Origin of the sequence: Microbacterium esteraromaticum (genome assembly GCF_900163815.1) — a bacterium.
In the GTDB taxonomy this organism is placed as follows: Bacteria; Actinomycetota; Actinomycetes; order Actinomycetales; family Microbacteriaceae; genus Microbacterium; species Microbacterium esteraromaticum_B.
Map to the genome: position 1 here is coordinate 84,855 of NZ_FUKO01000023.1, position 17,591 is coordinate 102,445.

Annotated in this window: 18 protein-coding genes; 5 read left to right on the top strand and 13 right to left on the bottom strand. The window is 66.6% G+C overall.

All coding sequences use genetic code 11. The features are described from left to right. Position 1 precedes the first annotated feature (1 nt). Complete coding sequence (locus FM104_RS10555) at positions 2 to 640, bottom strand: bifunctional 4-hydroxy-2-oxoglutarate aldolase/2-dehydro-3-deoxy-phosphogluconate aldolase (protein WP_087132278.1); 639 nt, start codon at positions 638 to 640, stop codon at positions 2 to 4. A gap of 100 nt (positions 641 to 740) precedes the next feature. On the opposite strand from FM104_RS10555, the gene rlmN reads away from it, so the two are divergent. The 3 genes from rlmN (at position 741) to FM104_RS10570 (ending at position 4,634) form a co-directional block, all read left to right on the top strand. Beyond that, positions 741 to 1,985: a 23S rRNA (adenine(2503)-C(2))-methyltransferase RlmN gene (rlmN, locus tag FM104_RS10560; protein ID WP_087132204.1), complete on the top strand. Its 1,245-nt coding sequence runs from the start codon at positions 741 to 743 to the stop codon at positions 1,983 to 1,985. Between the two features lie 63 nt (positions 1,986 to 2,048). Continuing rightward, positions 2,049 to 3,578 carry a DUF4407 domain-containing protein gene (locus FM104_RS10565; protein ID WP_087132205.1) on the top strand — a complete coding sequence of 510 codons (1,530 nt, stop codon included), beginning with the start codon at positions 2,049 to 2,051 and terminating at the stop codon, positions 3,576 to 3,578. 42 nt (positions 3,579 to 3,620) lie between these two features. Beyond that, a complete protein-coding gene (locus FM104_RS10570; RefSeq protein WP_087132206.1) occupies positions 3,621 to 4,634 on the top strand; it encodes an aldo/keto reductase family protein in 1,014 nt (337 codons plus the stop codon). Positions 4,635 to 4,732: 98 nt separating this feature from the next. On the opposite strand, the gene FM104_RS10575 is transcribed toward FM104_RS10570, so the two are convergent. Genes FM104_RS10575 through FM104_RS10590 form a run of 4 tightly spaced genes read right to left on the bottom strand, consistent with a single transcriptional unit; the run spans position 4,733 to position 9,160 of the window. Beyond that, the gene (locus FM104_RS10575) at positions 4,733 to 5,641 is read right to left on the bottom strand and encodes a carbohydrate ABC transporter permease (RefSeq protein WP_218778575.1); all 909 of its coding nucleotides are present in this window, start codon (positions 5,639 to 5,641) and stop codon (positions 4,733 to 4,735) included. Further along, complete coding sequence (locus FM104_RS10580; RefSeq protein ID WP_087132207.1) at positions 5,638 to 6,573, bottom strand: carbohydrate ABC transporter permease; 936 nt, start codon at positions 6,571 to 6,573, stop codon at positions 5,638 to 5,640. The genes FM104_RS10575 and FM104_RS10580 overlap by 4 nt, the downstream gene beginning before the upstream one ends. A 2-nt stretch (positions 6,574 to 6,575) precedes the next feature. Continuing rightward, entirely contained in the window at positions 6,576 to 7,886 is a 1,311-nt protein-coding gene (locus FM104_RS10585; protein ID WP_087132208.1) for an ABC transporter substrate-binding protein, read from the bottom strand. 32 nt (positions 7,887 to 7,918) lie between these two features. Further along, a complete protein-coding gene (locus tag FM104_RS10590; protein WP_087132209.1) occupies positions 7,919 to 9,160 on the bottom strand; it encodes an aminotransferase class V-fold PLP-dependent enzyme in 1,242 nt (413 codons plus the stop codon). Positions 9,161 to 9,322: 162 nt separating this feature from the next. Between FM104_RS10590 and FM104_RS10595 the strand changes: the two genes are divergently transcribed. Then, entirely contained in the window at positions 9,323 to 10,018 is a 696-nt protein-coding gene (locus FM104_RS10595; RefSeq protein ID WP_087132210.1) for a FadR/GntR family transcriptional regulator, read from the top strand. 104 nt (positions 10,019 to 10,122) lie between these two features. Here FM104_RS10595 and FM104_RS10600 read toward each other — a convergent pair whose 3' ends face one another. From FM104_RS10600 to FM104_RS10635, 8 genes are all read right to left on the bottom strand, one after another. Beyond that, the gene (locus FM104_RS10600; RefSeq protein ID WP_087132211.1) at positions 10,123 to 11,502 is read right to left on the bottom strand and encodes an FAD-binding oxidoreductase; all 1,380 of its coding nucleotides are present in this window, start codon (positions 11,500 to 11,502) and stop codon (positions 10,123 to 10,125) included. 21 nt (positions 11,503 to 11,523) lie between these two features. Next, a complete protein-coding gene (locus tag FM104_RS10605; RefSeq protein WP_087132212.1) occupies positions 11,524 to 12,036 on the bottom strand; it encodes a glycine cleavage system protein R in 513 nt (170 codons plus the stop codon). Between the two features lie 33 nt (positions 12,037 to 12,069). Further along, positions 12,070 to 13,122, bottom strand: a complete 1,053-nt coding sequence (locus tag FM104_RS10610) for a PLP-dependent cysteine synthase family protein (RefSeq protein WP_087132213.1) — start codon at positions 13,120 to 13,122, stop codon at positions 12,070 to 12,072. 76 nt (positions 13,123 to 13,198) lie between these two features. Then, positions 13,199 to 14,221: a hypothetical protein gene (locus tag FM104_RS10615; protein WP_087132214.1), complete on the bottom strand. Its 1,023-nt coding sequence runs from the start codon at positions 14,219 to 14,221 to the stop codon at positions 13,199 to 13,201. An 80-nt stretch (positions 14,222 to 14,301) separates the two neighbouring features. Then, positions 14,302 to 14,649: a hypothetical protein gene (locus tag FM104_RS10620; protein ID WP_087132215.1), complete on the bottom strand. Its 348-nt coding sequence runs from the start codon at positions 14,647 to 14,649 to the stop codon at positions 14,302 to 14,304. Next, positions 14,646 to 15,440 (bottom strand): GntR family transcriptional regulator, encoded by a 795-nt coding sequence (locus FM104_RS10625; RefSeq protein ID WP_087132216.1) that lies wholly within the window; start codon positions 15,438 to 15,440, stop codon positions 14,646 to 14,648. The genes FM104_RS10620 and FM104_RS10625 overlap by 4 nt, the downstream gene beginning before the upstream one ends. Positions 15,441 to 15,463: 23 nt before the next feature. Further along, a complete protein-coding gene (rbsD, locus tag FM104_RS10630) occupies positions 15,464 to 15,862 on the bottom strand; it encodes a D-ribose pyranase (RefSeq protein WP_087132217.1) in 399 nt (132 codons plus the stop codon). Positions 15,863 to 15,891: 29 nt separating this feature from the next. Continuing rightward, positions 15,892 to 16,833 carry a ribokinase gene (locus FM104_RS10635; protein ID WP_087132218.1) on the bottom strand — a complete coding sequence of 314 codons (942 nt, stop codon included), beginning with the start codon at positions 16,831 to 16,833 and terminating at the stop codon, positions 15,892 to 15,894. 94 nt (positions 16,834 to 16,927) lie between these two features. Here FM104_RS10635 and FM104_RS10640 point away from each other — a divergent pair, with 94 nt between their 5' ends. After that, a complete protein-coding gene (locus FM104_RS10640) occupies positions 16,928 to 17,584 on the top strand; it encodes a transaldolase family protein (RefSeq protein ID WP_087132219.1) in 657 nt (218 codons plus the stop codon). Positions 17,585 to 17,591: the final 7 nt, after the last annotated feature.

Sequence of the window (17,591 nt, forward strand, 5' to 3'; positions counted from 1 at the left end):
GTCAGCCCCGAACGGTCGCCAGTGCAGCCGCGAACCGCGCCGCGCGCGCCTCGAGATCAGCCCAGTCGGATGCTGCGATCGATGCCGAGTTCGCCAGGTCGCCGCCTGCACCCACCGCGACCGCACCAGCGGCGAACCAGTCGGCGAGGTTGTCGGGCTTCACGCCACCGGTGGGCATGAGCGGAGCATCCGGGAACGGTCCGCGCAGCGCACCCAGGAACGCGGGGCCGCCGAGCGACGCGGGGAAGATCTTCACGACATCGACGCCCAGGTCGAGCGCGACCATGACCTCCGTCGGCGTCAAAGCGCCGGTCATGACGACGCGGCCGGTATCGAGCATCGTGCGAGTCAGGTCGGGGAGCGTGCCGGGGCTGACCAGGAACTCCGCGCCGGCGTCGGCTGCGGCTGCGGCCTGCGCTGCGGTGGTCACGGTGCCCGCGCCGATGTGCGCGCGCTCGCCATGGCGGGCGATCAGCTCGCGGATCACCGCTGGCGCGTCAGGAGTGGAGTAGGTGACCTCGACGCCGGTGATGCCACCGCGGATGATCGCGTCAGCAGCATCCAGCGCAGCCTCGGGCGACGGCGCACGCAGCACGGCGAGCACGCCTGCGGCGCGGGTACGGGTGAGGCGGTCGGTCATGAAGGACTCCATTCGTCAGCCCCATTGTGCTCCTGACAACTTGTAATTACAAGCTGGGCCTCCAGCGCCTTCCCTGTCGTGCTCCCGTACCCTGGAGTACATGACCGAGACTTCTCCTGCGCGCCCCGCGAACACCGGCGTGCGTCAGACGCGCCCGCGCACCGAGGGCTGGACGCAGAAGAAGGATGCCGAAGGCCGCCCGCTGCTGCAGTTCGCCAGCCCCAAGCGCGGCAAGCCGCCGGTGCACCTGGCCGACATGACGCCCCCCGAGCGCGTCGAGAAGGTCAAGGAGCTGGGCCTGCCCGGCTTCCGCGCGAAGCAGCTGTCGACGCACTACTTCACGCACTACACCTCCGACCCCGCCGAGATGACCGACCTCCCCGCCGCGCAGCGCGAAGAGCTCGTCGCCGGGATGCTGCCGCCGCTGCTGACCGAAGTGCGACAGCTGAAGACCGACCGCGGCGACACGATCAAATTCCTGTGGCGCCTGCACGACGGGGCTCTCGTCGAATCGGTGCTCATGCGCTACCCGGGCCGCATCACGCTGTGCGTGTCGAGCCAGGCCGGCTGCGGCATGAACTGCCCGTTCTGTGCCACCGGCCAGGCGGGCTTGACCCGCAACATGTCCACCGCCGAGATCATCGAGCAGATCGTGCGCGCCAACCGCCTGATCGCTGAAGGCGGCCTGGGCGGCAAGAAGTCCGACGACCACTCCATGGAGCGCGTCAGCAACATCGTCTTCATGGGCATGGGCGAACCGCTCGCGAACTACAAGCGGGTTATGGATGCTGTGCGCATCATGGTCGCCGATCAGCCGAACGGGCTCGGCATGAGCGCCCGCGGCATCACGGTATCGACGGTCGGTCTCGTCCCCGCCATCCGGAAGCTCTCCGACGAGGGCATCCCCGTCACGTTCGCCCTCTCGCTGCACGCCCCGGACGATCACCTGCGTGACGAGCTCATTCCGGTGAACTCGAAGTGGAAGGTCGATGAGGCGCTGGATGCTGCCCGCGAGTACTACGAGAAGACCGGGCGCCGCGTCTCGATCGAGTACGCGCTGATCAAGGACATGAACGACCACGGCTGGCGTGCCGATCTGCTGGCCGAGAAGCTCAACGAGCGCGGCCGAGGCTGGGTGCACGTCAACCCGATCCCGCTGAACCCGACGCCGGAGTCGGTGTGGACCGCCTCCACCCGCGAGGTGACGAACGAGTTCGTGCGCCGCCTCAACGACGCGGGCATTCCGACGACACTGCGCGACACCCGCGGCAAGGAGATCGACGGGGCCTGCGGCCAGCTGGTCGCCACGACCGAAGACGAGGCCGCTGCCGCACAGCTCGGCTGAAGCTGAGAGCGCTTGCAGGCATCTTCCGGGAGTCCCACAGCAGGAGTTTTCTAACCTGGTGGGATGTCTTATTCCGCGCATCGCCCTGGCCAGATGGATTCCCAGGGGCGCATCTCGTTCGAAACCGACGGCCCTGGCGGCACGGTGACTGACGACGACCTCGACTTTCTGCGGACCTTCGAGCCGACCGGCAGCGAGTCTCCCGATGTGCCGGAGCCGGCCCCGGTGACCGAAACCGCACCGACGCCCGCACCCGTCGTCGAGCGCGAGCCCGCGCAGGAGGCGCCCGCAGCATCCGCCCGTCCCGCACCGCGGCTGCCCCGACCGAAGCGCCAGCGGCCGCCACGCGCACCGGGCTCCCGGTTGCGCACGATCGCCATCCTCGGCGGTGCTGACGGCCCGATTCTCGACCGCGTGCCCGGTGAGACGCCGCGGTTCGTGCAGATGTTCTTCGTGCTGCTGGGCACCGCGCTGGTCTCCGCGATCTCGATGCTATTCGCGCTGACCACCGGCGTGCAGGTCGCGATCTGGGTCGCCATCCCGCTCGCGCTCGTGTGGGCGGCGATCATCTTCAACCTCGACCGCTTCCTCACCTCGACCATGACCTCCACGCGCAGCGTGTGGAAGATGCTCAGCCTCGCGCTGCCCCGTGTCGCGATGGCGATGCTGATCGGCTTCCTGGTCGCCGAGCCGCTCGTGCTGCAGGTGTTCCACAACGACATCGCTCGCGAAGTAGCATCCACCAACATCACCCAGTCGCAGTCCGATCAGGACGCCCTCGACCAGGGACCGGAGAAACTGGCGCTGGATGCCGCATCCGAGCGCGTCGCCGCTCTCGAGAACCAGGCCGCAACCGGCGTCGTGGCGGGCACAGACTCGGGCTCCGCCTCGACCACGGCGGCGCAGTCGACGGTCGACGATCTCACCGGAAAGATGGCCGATCAGCAGAAGGTCATCGATTCCGCGCGCGCGCTGTACCAGTGCGAGCTCACCGGAGAGGGCGTCGGCGAGGTGCCCGGCTGCACCGGCGTGAACGGACAGGGTTCGAGTTCGGATGCCGCGAAGGCGCAGCTCGCGCAGGCGCAGCAGACCTACGACGGGCTGGCCGAGCAGCTGCGCGGTGCCAACGACGACCTGTCGGCTGCGGATTCCGAGGCGAAGCAGAACACCTCGGCATCGGAGACCGCCAACCGCCAGCAGGCGAAGGACCAGCTGCCGGCCGCGAACAAGAGCTACGATCAGGCGCTCGCCGCCTACAACGCGCGGGCGGATTCCGTCGCGCAGGGCAATGCTGGCGCCGTCGGACTGCTCAGCCAGATCACCGGGCTCAACCGGCTGGCTGCGAAGGAGCCCACGATCCTGTGGGCGCACTGGCTGATCGCGGCGCTGTTCTTCATGATCGAGCTGCTGCCGGTGCTCGTGAAGGTGCTCACCAGCTGGGGCGAGCCGTCGCTGTACGAGAAGACCGCCGCGATCCGCAAGCAGGTCGACCTCGATCGGGTTACCGCGGAGGGCTTCCGAGATCGTGCGGCGATCGTCACCGGAGCGGATGCTGCACCGCCTGGGGCGCCGGCTGCGACAGCATCCGCCTGACGATTCCGAGCCGGGTGGCGCACGGCGCAGTAGCGTGGACGCATGGTCAACTATCGCTATCTCGGAAACAGCGGCCTCAAGGTCTCGGAGATCACCTACGGCAACTGGGTGACGCACGCTTCGCAGGTCGATGACGGCGCCGCCGTCTCCACCGTGCACGCCGCGCTGGATGCCGGAATCACCACGTTCGACACCGCAGACACCTACGCCAACACGGCTGCGGAGGTCGTGCTGGGCAAGGCTCTCGCCGGTCAGCGGCGCGCGAGCCTGGAGATCTTCACGAAGGTGTACTTCCCGACCGGACCGAAGGGCCCGAACGACACGGGACTCAGCCGCAAGCACATCATGGAGTCGATCAACGGCTCGCTGGAGCGTCTCGGCACCGACTACGTCGACCTGTACCAGGCGCACCGCTACGACCACGAGACTCCGCTCGAGGAGACCATGCAGGCGTTCGCCGATGTGGTCCGTCAGGGCAAGGCGCTCTACATCGGCGTCTCGGAGTGGACGGCCGAGCAGCTGCGCGCGGGGCACGCGCTGTCGAAGCAGCTGGGCTTCCAGCTGATTTCGAACCAACCGCAGTACTCGATGCTGCACCGGGTCATCGAGGGAAAGGTCGTGCCCGCGTCGGAAGAGCTCGGCATCTCGCAGATCGTGTGGTCGCCGATGGCGCAGGGCGTGCTCAGCGGCAAGTACCTTCCTGGTCAGGACGTTCCTGCGGGTTCGCGTGCGACCGATCCGAACTCCGGCGCGCACTTCATCGAAGGCCTGCTGCGCGATGACATCCTCACCGCCGTGCAGCGGTTGAAGCCGATCGCCGCTGCTGCCGACCTCACGATGCCGCAGCTCGCGATCGCCTGGGTGCTGCAGAATCCGAACGTCGCCGCGGCTCTGGTCGGCGCTTCGCGACCCGAGCAGCTCGCCGACACGGTGAAGGCCTCGGGCGTGACGCTGGAAGACGATGTCATGGACGCGATCGACGCCGCGCTCAAGGGCGTCGTCAACGACGACCCCGAGCACACCTATTCGGTTTCGCCGAAGGAGCGCGTGGCCTGACCCCAGGCGGCGATCCGCTCATTCAGGTCGCAATTTCTCCCGCTGCACCGCGAGGTGAGCGGGAGAAGTTGCGACTGGAGCTGGACAAGGTGCGCGGGTTACTCCTTGACGGCGCCGGCGGTCAGACCCTGAACGATCCAGCGGCTCGCGAGGGCGAACATCAGCATCGTCGGCAGAATCGTCAGCACGGCCGCTGCCGACATCGAGCCCCAGTCGATGTTGAACGTCGAGATGAAGCCGTTCAGCGCGGACGGCACCGTGCGGTTCGCATCGGTGTTCATCAGCACCACCGAGAGGAACAGCTCGTTCCAGCAGTTCACGAAGTTGAAGATGAACGCGGCGATGATGCCAGGAGTCATCACCGGCACGAGAACCCGGAACAGGGCGCCCAGACGCGAGCATCCGTCGATCATCGCCGCCTCTTCGAGGGCGTCGGGGACGTTCTCGAAGAAGCCGCGCAGCATGACGGTCGAGAACGGGATGCAGATCGCGATGTACACCAGGATGAGGCCTGGCTTGGTGTCCACCAGACCCAGATCGCTCATCATCGAGTACAGCGGCCCCAGCGCGATGAACGCGGGGATCATCTGCGTCAGCAGGAATGCGATCAACACCGGGCCCTTGCCGCGGAATTCGAATCGCGCGATCACGTAGGCGCTGAGCAGCGCGATCAGCGTTGCCACGGCGCCCGCGGTAAGCGCAACCAGAGCTGAGTTGCCTAGGAAGACGCCGAAAGAGCTCTTCTCGAACAGGCTGACGTAGTTCTCCAGAGAGGGCTGGCTGGGCCAGTACTCGATCGGATAGGTGTTGACCGTGCCCGGCGCCTTGAACGAGGTCAGCGCGATCCAGTACAGCGGGAACAGCGTGATGATCAGCCAGAGCGCGAGTCCGACGACCCGCACCACCCCGCCGACGGTGACCTTGCGCGGGCCGCGGGGAGCAGATGCTGGGCTCGGCACGGTCATCGCGCGGGTGGAGGTCGCCGCCTCAGCAGTCAGAGCGCTCATTTCTGCACCTTCCTCATCACCATCAGGTAGAACGCGCAGAACACGAAGAGGAACGCGACGACGATGAGGCCAATCGCACTCGCGATGCCGTAGTTGCCCTGCTGGGTGTAATCGATCATCCAGGTCGTGATGATGTGCGTCTGGCTGGCCGGGCCGCCTCGGGTCATTGCCCAGATCACGTCGGGGAAGTTGAAGATCCAGATCACGCGCAGCAGGACCGTCAGGAAGAGCGTCATGGAGATGTACGGGATGATGATCGAGAACAGCTGACGAGCCTTGCCGGCGCCGTCCAGGCTGGCGGCCTCGAGCATGTCATCCGGTACGGACTGCAGCGCGGCGAGGATCATGATCGCGAAGAAGGTCACGCCGTACCAGATGTTCGCAACGATCACCGCGAACATCGCCAGTTTCGGATCGGCCAGCCAGGGCAGCGGCTGCGAGATCATCCCGACCTTCATCAGCAGGTCGTTGATCACTCCGAACTCGGCGTTGAACATCCAGCGGAACAGCATCCCGATCAGGAATCCCGACACCGCCCACGGGAAGAACACCAGCGCCTGGTAGAGCCCGCGGAAGCGGAACTTCTTGCGCAGCGCGAGCGCGATCAGAAAGCCGATCACCAGCTGCGGCACGAGAGAGCCGACCACCCAGAGCACCGAATTCCACGCGATCGTGGGGAATGCGGGGTTCTGGAACACGGCGATGAAGTTGTCGAAGCCGACCCAGGGCGTGGACGTCAGGTCCCACAGGTTCCAGTCGTGAAATGCCATGCGCGCACCCTGCAGCATGGGGAAGTACGTGAACCAGCACACGAAGACTATGGCCGGCAGCATGAATGCCAGCAGGGTCCACGCGTGTCGTGCACGGAAGGGGCGCCGGGAGGCCGCGCCGGCAGAGCCGACGAAGCCTCCCGAACGTGTGGGACGAGCCACGGTCAGCCCTTCTCCGAAGCGTACTTCTCCGTCCAGAACTCGTCCCAGGACTTCAGCAGGTCACTGGTGGACATGTTGCCCAGCAGCACCTTCTGCACGTCCTGATCGGACTTCTGGATCCACTCGGTCCACCAGCTGACACCGCGCGGCTGGCGCACATTGACGTAGGTGTCCGGGTTCTCGGTCATGGTGACATAGCTGGTCCAGGGGCCGGTCTTGTAGAACTCATCGTCCGAGGCGGACGCGATGATCGGTACCAGGCTGTTGGCCTGCGCGAACTTCGTGGCAGGCTCCTTGGAGGAGAGGAATTCGACGAGCTTGACGGCCGCCTCCTTGCTCTCGCTCTTCTCGGCGACGCCCCAGCCGGCGACGGCCAGCGGCTGCGCGGCCTTGCCGCTCGGGCCGACGAGCAGCGGAGCAGTGTCCCACTGATCAGTGTCGAGCGACGACTCTTGCACGGTCGCGATGACCTCCGGGTCCTGCAGCAGGAATGCGGTCGATCCGTTGGTGAAGCCCTCGACCATCTCGGGGTAGCCCCACGAGACAGCAGACGGCGGCGATGCCTTCTTGAACAGGTCGAAGTAGTCGTCGACGGCCTCCTGCGCCTCGGGCGCCGAGAACATCGTCTTTCCGTCCTTGAGCAGGAATGCGTCATCCGCATTGAGATCATCGATCGTGTACGCCTCGATCGCCGCGACGACGTTGCTGTTGGCGTTCTGTCCGCCGCGGAAGGCGTAGCCGTAGATGTTCTTCGACGGGTCCTGGATGGCGGAGGCCTGCTCAAGCAGGTCCTTCCAGCTGTGCGGCGGGCCGTCAAAACCGGCCTCCTTGACGAGGTCGGTGCGGTAGAACAGTGACAGCCCGTAGAAGCCGTATGGCACGAAGTAGGTCTTGCCGTCCTCCGCGACGGATGCAGACTGCGCGTTGTCGGTCAGGTCACTCCACCCGTCCCATTTGTCGAGGTCGCTCTTCATGTCGTACAGCCAGCCGTTGTTCGCGAACGGCCCGACGGTGATGTCACGCACTTCGAGCACGTCGACGCCCTTGCCGGACTGCAGCATCTGCTGGATCTTCTGGTCCGCCTGCTCTGTGGGAGGCGAGACGAGATTGACCTTGATCTTCGGGTTGTCGTTCTCGAATTGGGCGAGCAGGTCCTTCAGCAGGTCCGTGCGTGCGGGGTTGGTCAGACTCTCAACCATCTGGAGTGTGACAGTGCCGTCCGCGGCGGGGCCTCCGCCTGAGGAGCAGCCGGTGAGGGCGAGAGCGGCAACGGTGCCGATTCCCGCTGCGGCGGTCAAGATCCTGCGCTTCATGAGATGCCTCTCGATATGGGTGGATTTGTTGATCAGATGATGGTGGTGGATGAGTGGATGCCGGTGCGGATGCCCGCTCGCTGCAAGAGTTGCGGCACGCATCGTTCGACAAACGCGTCGAAGTCCGTGCCTTCGGTGTAGAGGTGTACCGACATGCGGTAATAGCCGACGCCCTGAAAGCTGGTGAACGCGGTCTCTACGCCGGTCTCATCCAGTAGCTGCATCCGCAACTCGTCAGCATCTTCGCGAGTGGCGCCCAAGCCTGGGGGGAGGCGTATGAGTCGCATCGACGGGACCGGGGCGGGTAGAGCAGTCAGCGGTTCATCCGTGCTGTACGGGCGCAGTGCGCCAGCAATCGCCTCGGCCCCGGCATCCGCCATCTCGATCATGGCCTCGCGGGTCGCGGCCCAACCGAACTCGCGCTCGATGAACTCGATTGCAGTGGGAGTGCTGAGGTAGGTCGTTGCGTCGATCGTTCCCTGGGTGTCGAAGCGCCCCGGGAACGGCTCGGGTGCGCCCCACGAGTCGATGAGAGGCCAGAGATCTTGGCGGTCATCGGCCTGCGTGACGAGCAACGCCGATCCGCGCGGAGCGCACGGCCACTTGTGCATGTTGCCGAACCACCAGTCGCCGCCGCCAGCGATCGCCGCATTTGGGATCAGTCCCGGTGCATGTGCGCCGTCGACCAGGGTACGAATTCCATGGTCAGCAGCGGCCTCTGTGATGCGGCGGGTCGGGAATCGGCGTGCCGTCGACGACGTGATCTGATCGACCACGATGAGTCGCGTGTGATCGGTGCGGGCATCCTCGAAATGCTGAACGGTTTCATCGTCCGTTGCCAGCAGTGGCACCGACACGGTCTTCACCGTCGCGCCGAAGCGGCGGGCTAGGCGGCGCGCTCCCATCGTGACGGCGCCATAGCCATGGTCGGTGACGAGAATCTCATCACCGACCTTCAACTGCAGCGCGTTGTACACAACCGTCGCAGCAGCCGATGCGTTGGGAACGAACGCACTGTCGTCGGCGCGTGCTCCGACGAACGGTGCGGTGCGCTCTCGCGCCTCGCGCACACGCTCTGCAATTCGAGGGAACCACTCCACTGGGCTGAGATCCGCGCGGCGGCGAAGCGCGTCTTGATGGGCCACGACAGCGGTCGGCACCGCTCCGAACGAACCGTGGTTGAGGTGAACGACGGCAGGATCGAGCGGCCACGCATCGCGCGCCCGGGCAAAAGAACTCAGCCGGAGCGGTGCGGGGGAACGTGTGGCCGTCATTGGTCCTCTTCTGTCTCTACAGTAAGTTGTTGCACAACATTGCCACAGATTCCGTTCCAAGGCGAGCTGACGGCGAAAAATCGACATAGTTGTTATACGAATTGGCGAGAGGCGTGGCATCCGTCAGACTCGCTGTCAGCACACCGCACCAGGAGGAACAGCATGAGTGCCTTGGACACCGCAGTGCACGGATTGCGCGCGCTCATCGCGGAAGGCACCTTGCGGCCTGGCGACCGGCTTCCCAGTGAGGGCGAGTTGTGCGAGCGGCTGGGAGTCTCGCGCGGGTCTTTGCGCGAAGGAATCCGGATGCTTGCGGCACTCGGTGTCCTGGAAACAAGGCACGGCTCGGGCAGCTATGTCAGCGATCTGAACGCGGGGGACCTCATCGGCAGCCTTTCGTTGACCGTCGGTCTGTTGCCGCTCGCGTCGATTCTGGAATTGTACGAGCTGCGCAGAGCGCTGGAATCACACGCCGCAGCTCTCGCCACAGCGCGCATTGACGATGACTCGCTGGCTGAACTGGAGTCACTGTTGCTCGAGCTCGAGGCCACCGTCGATGATGACGAGCAATCCCGTTTGGACCATCAGTTCCACATGCGCATCGCCGAGATTGCCGGCAATTCGGCGCTCGCCAGTTTGCTGGCCGTCTTTCGCGCGAGGTCGAGAGCGTATCGGATCTTCCGCACCGACGATGCCGGCGAGATCAAACTGCTCTCGGATGCCGGACACCGAGCGATCCTGCGGGGCCTGGATTCGCGCGATCCCATCGCGGCATCGGCCGCAGCCGCCAGCCACGTCGCTCAGACCGAGTATTGGCTGCGCCGATTGCAGCCGGACGCGATCGGCCTCACCGACTGACGATCCTCTGGGCCCTGCTCAACCAGGTCGCAATTTCTCCCGTTCACTTCAGGCTGCAGCGGGAGAAATTGCGACCGGAGTTGGCCGGTTGGGAATGACTGGCATCAGAGGGGGCCGAAGACGGCGCCCGGGTTCATGATGTTGTCGGGGTCGAGAGCGCGCTTGATGCGCAGGTTGAGCTCCAGCACATCGTCGCCGAGATAGTCGGCGAGCCACGGCTGCTTCAATCGCCCCACCCCGTGCTCGCCGGTGATCGTGCCGCCCAGCTCCATCGCGAGATCCATCACTTCGCCGAAGGCGCGCTCGGCGCGGGTGCTCTGCACGGCATCCTCACGGTCGAAGACGAGCAGCGGGTGCGTGTTGCCATCGCCCGCATGCGCGACGATCGAGATCTCGACGCCGTTGCGCTCGGCGATCTGCGCGACGCCCTCGACAAGATCACCCAGGTGCGGCAGCGGCACGCCGACGTCTTCCAAAAGCAGCGCGCCGCGGCGTTCGACCGCCGGGATCGCCATGCGCCTGGCCTCGATCAGCGCCTCGCTCTCGTCAGGGTCGCTGGTTGCGTAGCATTCGGTCGCACCCGCCGCCTCGCAGAACGCCTCGATCGCGACGATCTGTGCGGCAGCGACCGCTTCCGACTCGTCGGACTGCACGAGCAGCATCGCCGCGGCCGTGCGGTCGAGCTCCATCCGCATGACATCCTCGACGGCGTTGATCGCCACCTGATCCATGAACTCGAGCATCGACGGGCGCATCGCCGCTTTGATGTCGACGACCGCCTGCATAGCGCCGGCAAGTGTAGGGAACATCGCCACCAGCGTCGTCGGCGGCTGCTGAGCGGGAATCAGCCGCAGCACGATCTCGGTCACGATGCCGAGCGTGCCCTCGCTCCCCACGAACAGCTTCGTCAACGACAGACCTGCGACATCCTTCAGCCGCGGTCCACCCAGCTTCACAGCCCGGCCATCGGCGAGCACCACCGTCAATCCGAGCACGTAGTCCGTCGTCACGCCGTACTTCACGCAGCACAACCCGCCAGCGTTCGTAGCGACGTTGCCGCCGATCGAGCAGAACTCCTGCGACGACGGGTCGGGCGGATACCAGAGCCCATGTGCGGCGGCGGCGGCCTTCACCTCGGCGTTGAAGGCGCCCGGCTGCACAACAGCCATCTGCACGGTCGGGTCGATGGCGATTTGGCGCATCCGCTCCAGCGAGATCACGATCGCGCCGTCCACGGCCGATGACCCACCAGACAGACCGGAGCCGGCCCCTCGAGGCACGATCGCCACGCCCTCGCGGGCGGCGATGCGCACCGCCGCCTGCACGTCTTCGGTGCTCGCGGCCCGCACGACCGCGAGCGGCGTGCCAGCGTTCGGGTCGTTCGCGCGGTCGTGCCGATAGGCCTCGAGCGAGTCGGCGTGGGTGATAACGGCGTCAGCGCCCAACTCGGCGAGCAACGCGTCGATGACGGGGTGGGAGGTCACAGAAGTCCTTGCGTCAGCAGGTCAGTCGAGTGTGATGTCGACCTGGATCTCGGCGGCGAGACGTTCCAGTGCCGCGCGCAGCGCGCCCAGATCGGCGGATGCCGGAACCGTCGCCGTCACGATCGACTCGAACAGCCGGCCACCGGCCATCGCCGCATCGCGCGTCTCGGTCGTCATGCTCTCGATGCTCAGCGCGTGCGTGTTCAGCACGCCCGAGATCTCGCGGACGATGCCGGGGCGATCGTTGCCGAGCACAGTGATCGAGAGTCGCTGCGCGTCGTCACGGGGTGCGGCAGCATCCGCCCCTTCGTGCACGGTCACCGTGAGCAGACCATCGAGGCCGCGCAGCGCCGCCTGCAGCTCGTCGATGTGCTCCGGCACAACGGACACTTCGATCACGCCGGCGAACGTGCCGCCGAGTTCGGCAAGCTGGCTGTTCTCCCAGTTGCCGCCGTGAGCATCGACGATGTCGGCCACAGCCGAGACCAGTCCGGGGCGATCCGCCCCCGCGACCGTGAGGATGAGCGAGGTCATGCGATCAGCGTAGCCCGGTGCGCGTCGAGCGGGTCAGTTCCACGCGCCACCGTCGAGGAATCGCTCCATCCGCTCGCGGTGCGGCGCGAGATCCCAGCCCTGCGCGGCGACCCAGTCATCGTCGTAGTAGGTCTGGGCGTAGCGCACGCCGCTGTCGCAGATGAGGGTGACGACGCTGCCGGTCTCGCCCGCATCCCGCATCCGGCTGATCAGCTCGAACGCACCGTAGAGGTTGGTGCCCGTCGAACCGCCAGCCCAGTGCAGGGTGCGCTCGCGCAGCAGGCGGATGGCGGCGATCGATGCCGCGTCGGGAACCTGGATCATCTCGTCGATTACGCTCGGCACGAAAGACGGCTCGACCCGCGGGCGGCCGATGCCTTCGATCATGCTCGGCCTACCTGTGGCGTCTAGGTCGCCCTTCCACGCCGCGTAAAAGGCCGAGCCCTCCGGGTCGACGACGGCCACTTCGGTGGGGTGCCTGCGGTAGCGCACATAGCGGCCGAAAGTGGCGCTGGTGCCGCCGGTCCCCGCGCTGACCACGATCCAGCGGGGGATCGGATGCCGTTCCTGCTCCAACTGGCTGAACACGCTCTCGGCGATGTTGTTGTTGCCGCGCCAGTCGGTGGCGCGCTCGGCGAAGGTGAACTGGTCGAGGTAATGGCCGCTGCAGCCGGCGGAGAGGCGGCGCGCTTCCGGCGAGATCTCATGTGCGAACTCGACGAAGTGGCAGATGCCTCCGTAGAACTCGATGAGGTCGATCTTCTCCTGGCTGGTCGATTGCGGCACGACCGTGATGAACTTCAACCCCAGCATCCGCGCGAAATACGCCTCGGATACCGCGGTCGACCCGCTGGAGGATTCCACCAGGGTCGTGTGCTCGCCGATCAGCCCGTTGACGAGCCCGTACAGGATGAGCGAGCGGGCGAGACGATGCTTGAGCGAACCGGTGGGGTGCACCGATTCGTCTTTCAAGTACAGGTCGATGCCCCACTCAGCCGGCAGCGGAAAGAGATGCAGATGCGTGTCGGCCGAGCGGTTGGCGTCGGCTTCGAGCACGCGGATGGCAGAACTGACCCATTCGCTCATGATTCGAGCGTAGCCGGGTGCCACGGCGGATGCTGGGGCGGCCAGCGAAATCAGCGAGCAGAATCAGCCCGCGCAATCAGCCTGCAAACGCGCGCAGGTCGTCTCGCAGCATCATCTGCATCAGGGCATCCGGTTTGCCGTCTGCCGTGCGCAGCCGCACCCAGCCGCTCCCGGCGTCTTCGACCGTCGGCGTGCCCAGCAGGTCCGAGATTGCGGTGCCATCCGGCAGGGTTCCCTCTGCGGCCGCCTTCTTGACTGAGGCGATGGTCGCGTCTGGGTCGTCTGTGCGGATGCACAGCGTCTGCGCCGCCGCGTCGCCATCGCTGAACGGACCCACGCCGACACCCACATCGGAACCGGTGGAGGCCGAGGTCGCCGACAGTACTGCGGCGCTCAACACATCGCCGAGGCATGCCGCGATGCCGGTGTAGTGCTCGGCGAGAGACGTGCCGTCCATCGATGCCCACTGCTCGACCGTCGTACGCGTTGTGCCGCTGATCGAGGTATCGGCGCCGAGCCATGCCACGTTCAACCGGGCGCCGAGTTGCGCGGGGAACTCGTCGCCGGCGAGATCGAGTTCGCCGTCTGCCCGCCGCACGAGCAGTGTGCCATCGCCGAGATCCGAGCGCTCGCCCGCGGCACCTTCGAACACGGATGCCGGGTCCGCGGCGCCGGTGAAGCGCGACGCCTGGTCGGCCCCGTTGCTGATGGTGATCGCTGTCGCACCCGGCGTTCCGGGGGCAGGAAGCATGCCGGCCAGATCATCTGCCACGACGGCGAATACATCCATGCCGAGCAGTGCGCTGGAGCGGAACGTCGGCGTGGTGCTCAGTTCGCCCATCCAGTCCAGCAGCGACGCGGCGGCGGGGCTGCTCAGATCGCTGAAATAGAAGAGCGTCTTCGCCGCGTCGGATGCCGGGGTCGCAGCGAGCGCCGCGGCCAGCGAGGTGTCGGCACCCTCTTCACCCGTCGTCTCACCGGCGGTCTGGTCTGTCGGGGCCGACGGCGCAGAGGTCGGTTCCGGTTCGGTCGGGCTGCATCCGGTCAGTGCGACGACCGCGAGCAAGGGCACACCAAGAAGAGCTGTCTGTCTGAGCATGCCTTTCACCATAACCAGACGAATGGCGGAACCGACCGAAGCGCACGGCGCCGGCCACCCATCCGCTCGGCGATGGCGAGTCAGGCGGCGGAGAGGATCCCACCGACGAACGCTGCGACGAGGATGAGACCGACGAAGGCCAGCGCGGTGAAGGCGATGCCTCTGCCGATTCGAGGTCCGAGTGGAGAGTGAACCTCGGGCGGCGCCGGCACGAACGTGTTGGGAGGCATAGCATCCGCCGTCGGCATGCTGACTTCGCGAACCGATTTCGGCGGTGTCTCCGGTGCCGGTGGTTCCGCATCGGGTGCCGCCGTCGAGACGGCATCGTAGGCCGTGCTCGGCAGCGGAGGCAGGGAGCCGACCGGCGGGGGAGGGACGACCCGATCCGAACCGTCTGGATCTCGGTCCGAACGGTCGGGAGAGCTCATCGGCTGTGAATCGTCGACGAACCGGCCTCGGTGTGCAGCAGCGATGCCTGCGAGTGCTCGCCGCCGAGCTGGAATTCGAACCGCGAGCGATCGCCCCGGTGATACGCGAGGAAGAATTCGATGGGGCGACCGGTCTCATCGCGGCTGACGCTGCGCAGTCGCAGCAACGCCGATCCGCTGCTCAACCCCAGCAGCTGCGCCTGCTCATGCGTGGCGATCGTGGCCTCGGCCGACCGCACGCCCCGCGTGGCGATGATCCCGCGCTCGGCCAGCAGCCGGTACAGCGAGGTGTCGCGCAGGTCGACGTCGAGGGAATACTGACCGACAGCATCCGGCATCCACGTCGTCGATAATGACCAGGCTTCTTCGTCGACATGCCGCAGTCGCTCGAGGACGATCACGGGGTCGCCGATCTCGATCTCCAGAGCGGCGGCGACATCGGCATCCGCCTCGATGCGCTCGTGTCGCAGCACGTCGCTGCGAACGTGACCGCCCCGGCGCTCGACCTCGTCATACAGGCCGGCCAGGGTGTGCACGAGCGATTCCGCGGTGCGCGGGCGCGCGACGAAGGTGCCCTTGCCCTTTACGCGCTCCACGAGTCCCTCGTGCTCGAGCTGCGCGAGCGCCTGACGCACGACGGTGCGCGAGATGCCGTACTGCTCGCACAGCCGGTGCTCGCCGGGCAGCGCGTCGCCCGGTTTCAGCCCGTTCGCCTCGATGCTGTCGATGATCAGCTGACGCAGCTGGTCGTACATCGGTGCCGCTGATCGGCGGTCGATTCCTTCGGTCATCACATTCCCCCGATGAGCGGCGTTCAGTACGCGACGCCGGCGTGCAGGATCACATTCGCGTAGGGAGTGAACTCCCCGGAGCGCACGAACGCCCGTGCCCCGTGCGTCTGCTTCTTGAACTCGACGTGCGGCACGAGATCGATCTCGATGCCGGGCAGCCGCTCACGCAGCGCGGCCAGCACGTGCGGGCTCTGCTCGGCCACTTCGGCCGACACCGTGGCACCCTCGACGACGAGCTCGGCGAGGACCGTGTCGAGCACGTCGAGGAAAGCCGGCGACCCCGGCCGGTAGGCGAGGTCGATCCGCTCGGCGCCGGGAGGGATGGGTAGCCCCGCATCCGTCACGACGATCAGGTCGGTGTGCCCGGTCTCGCTGATGACCCGCGAGAGTGCGGGGTTGATGGTGGTGGATGTCTTGCGCATTGCTGCTCTCCTTCAGCCGTTCGGCTGCTTCAGCCTCTGGTTGCCAGCAGCGCGTCGACTTCGGCACGGTGCGGAAGGCTCGGCGAGGCGCCCTGGCGGGTGACGGTGATCGCGCCGGCGGCGCTCGCGAGTCGGGTGGCGGATGCCAGGTCAGCGCCCTCTGCGAGCGCGGCGCCCAGGTAGCCGGCGTAGGCGTCGCCAGCGGCGGTGGTGTCGACCGGCTCCATCGGGATCGGGTCGATGAAAGTGGTGCCCTCGGGCGTGACGACGCAGGAGCCCTTCTCTGCCATCGTGATGACGGCTGCGCCGACGCCCTGGGCGAGGAACCAGTAGCCGGCTCGCTCGGCGGATGCCGCATCCGTCACCTCGATGCCGCTGAGCAACGAGGCCTCGGTCTCGTTAGGAGTGACGATGTCGATGTAGCGCCACACCTCGGCATCCAGCGGTGCAGCCGGCGCCGGGTCGAGCACGACCGTCATGCCGTGTTCGCGGGCGCGGGAGGTGATGTGCAGGGTGAGCGATGCCGGAGTCTCGAGCTGTGTGAGCAGCACCGATGTGGTCGGCGCGAGCGCGGCCAGTGCCGCGTCGATCTGCTCGGGGTTGAGCTGGGCATTCGCCAGCGGCACCATGACGATGTCGTTCTGCGCCGATGCATCGACGCGGATGTGCGCGATGCCGGTGGGTCCGGGGACGGTGCGCAGGTGAGTGAGGTCGACGCCGGCGCTGCTGAGGCCATCGACGACGAGGTCGTGGAACAGGTCGTCGCCGACGCAGCCGACGAAGCTGGTGCGCGCGCCGGCGAGCCCGGCGGCCACGGCCTGATTGGCGCCCTTGCCGCCGAGGAGCAGGGTGAACTGGTCGCCGAGGATGGTCTCGCCGCGTGCAGGAAGGCGCTGCGAGAAGGTGGTCACGTCGGCTGTCACGCTGCCGACGATGACGACGCCGGTGCGGGCAGGCTGGTGGCTTGTCATGGTCTCCCGATCGTCTTTGACTTAGACGGATGCTGTCATTACATTAGCCGCATCCCCACTTGTAACGACATGTTGGGCGTATGAGGAGACCAGGATGACCGCACCCCGGCTGTATGTGGACAGTGCCGATGTCGATCGAGTCGGACGCCTGCTGCGCGCCGGTGTCGTGCATGGTGTGACGACGAACCCGACGATCCTCGAGCGCGGCGGCCGCACGGCAGGAGAGATTCCGGCGCTGTACGAGCGCTGGGTCGACGAGGGCGCGCACGAGGTGTTCTTCCAGACGTGGGGCGGCGACACGGCGTCATTCCTCCGCAATGCGGAGGGCATCCGGGCGCTGGGCGACCGCGTCGCGGTGAAGGTGCCTGCCACCGCAGAGGGGTTTGCGGCAGCATCCGCTCTCGTCCGCGACGGCGCGACTGTGCTCGTGACTGCCGTGTATTCGGTCGCGCAGGCGCTGGCGTGCGCAAGCATCGGCGCGCACTACATCGCCCCGTATCTGGGGCGCATGCGCGACGCCGGCATGGACGGCGACGCTGTCATCGCTCAGATGCAGGCGATGTGCGAAGGCAGTGCGACGAATGTGCTGGCTGCCAGCCTGCGCTCGCCGGCGGACGTCGTATCGTTGCGGCTGGCCGGAGTGCCTTACTTCACCGCCGCGCCCGATGTGCTCGACGAGATGCTGTTCCACCCGGTGAGCGACTCGTCAGCCGTCGAGTTCGATGCCGCGATGGAGCGCCTCAGCAGCTGACACCGTT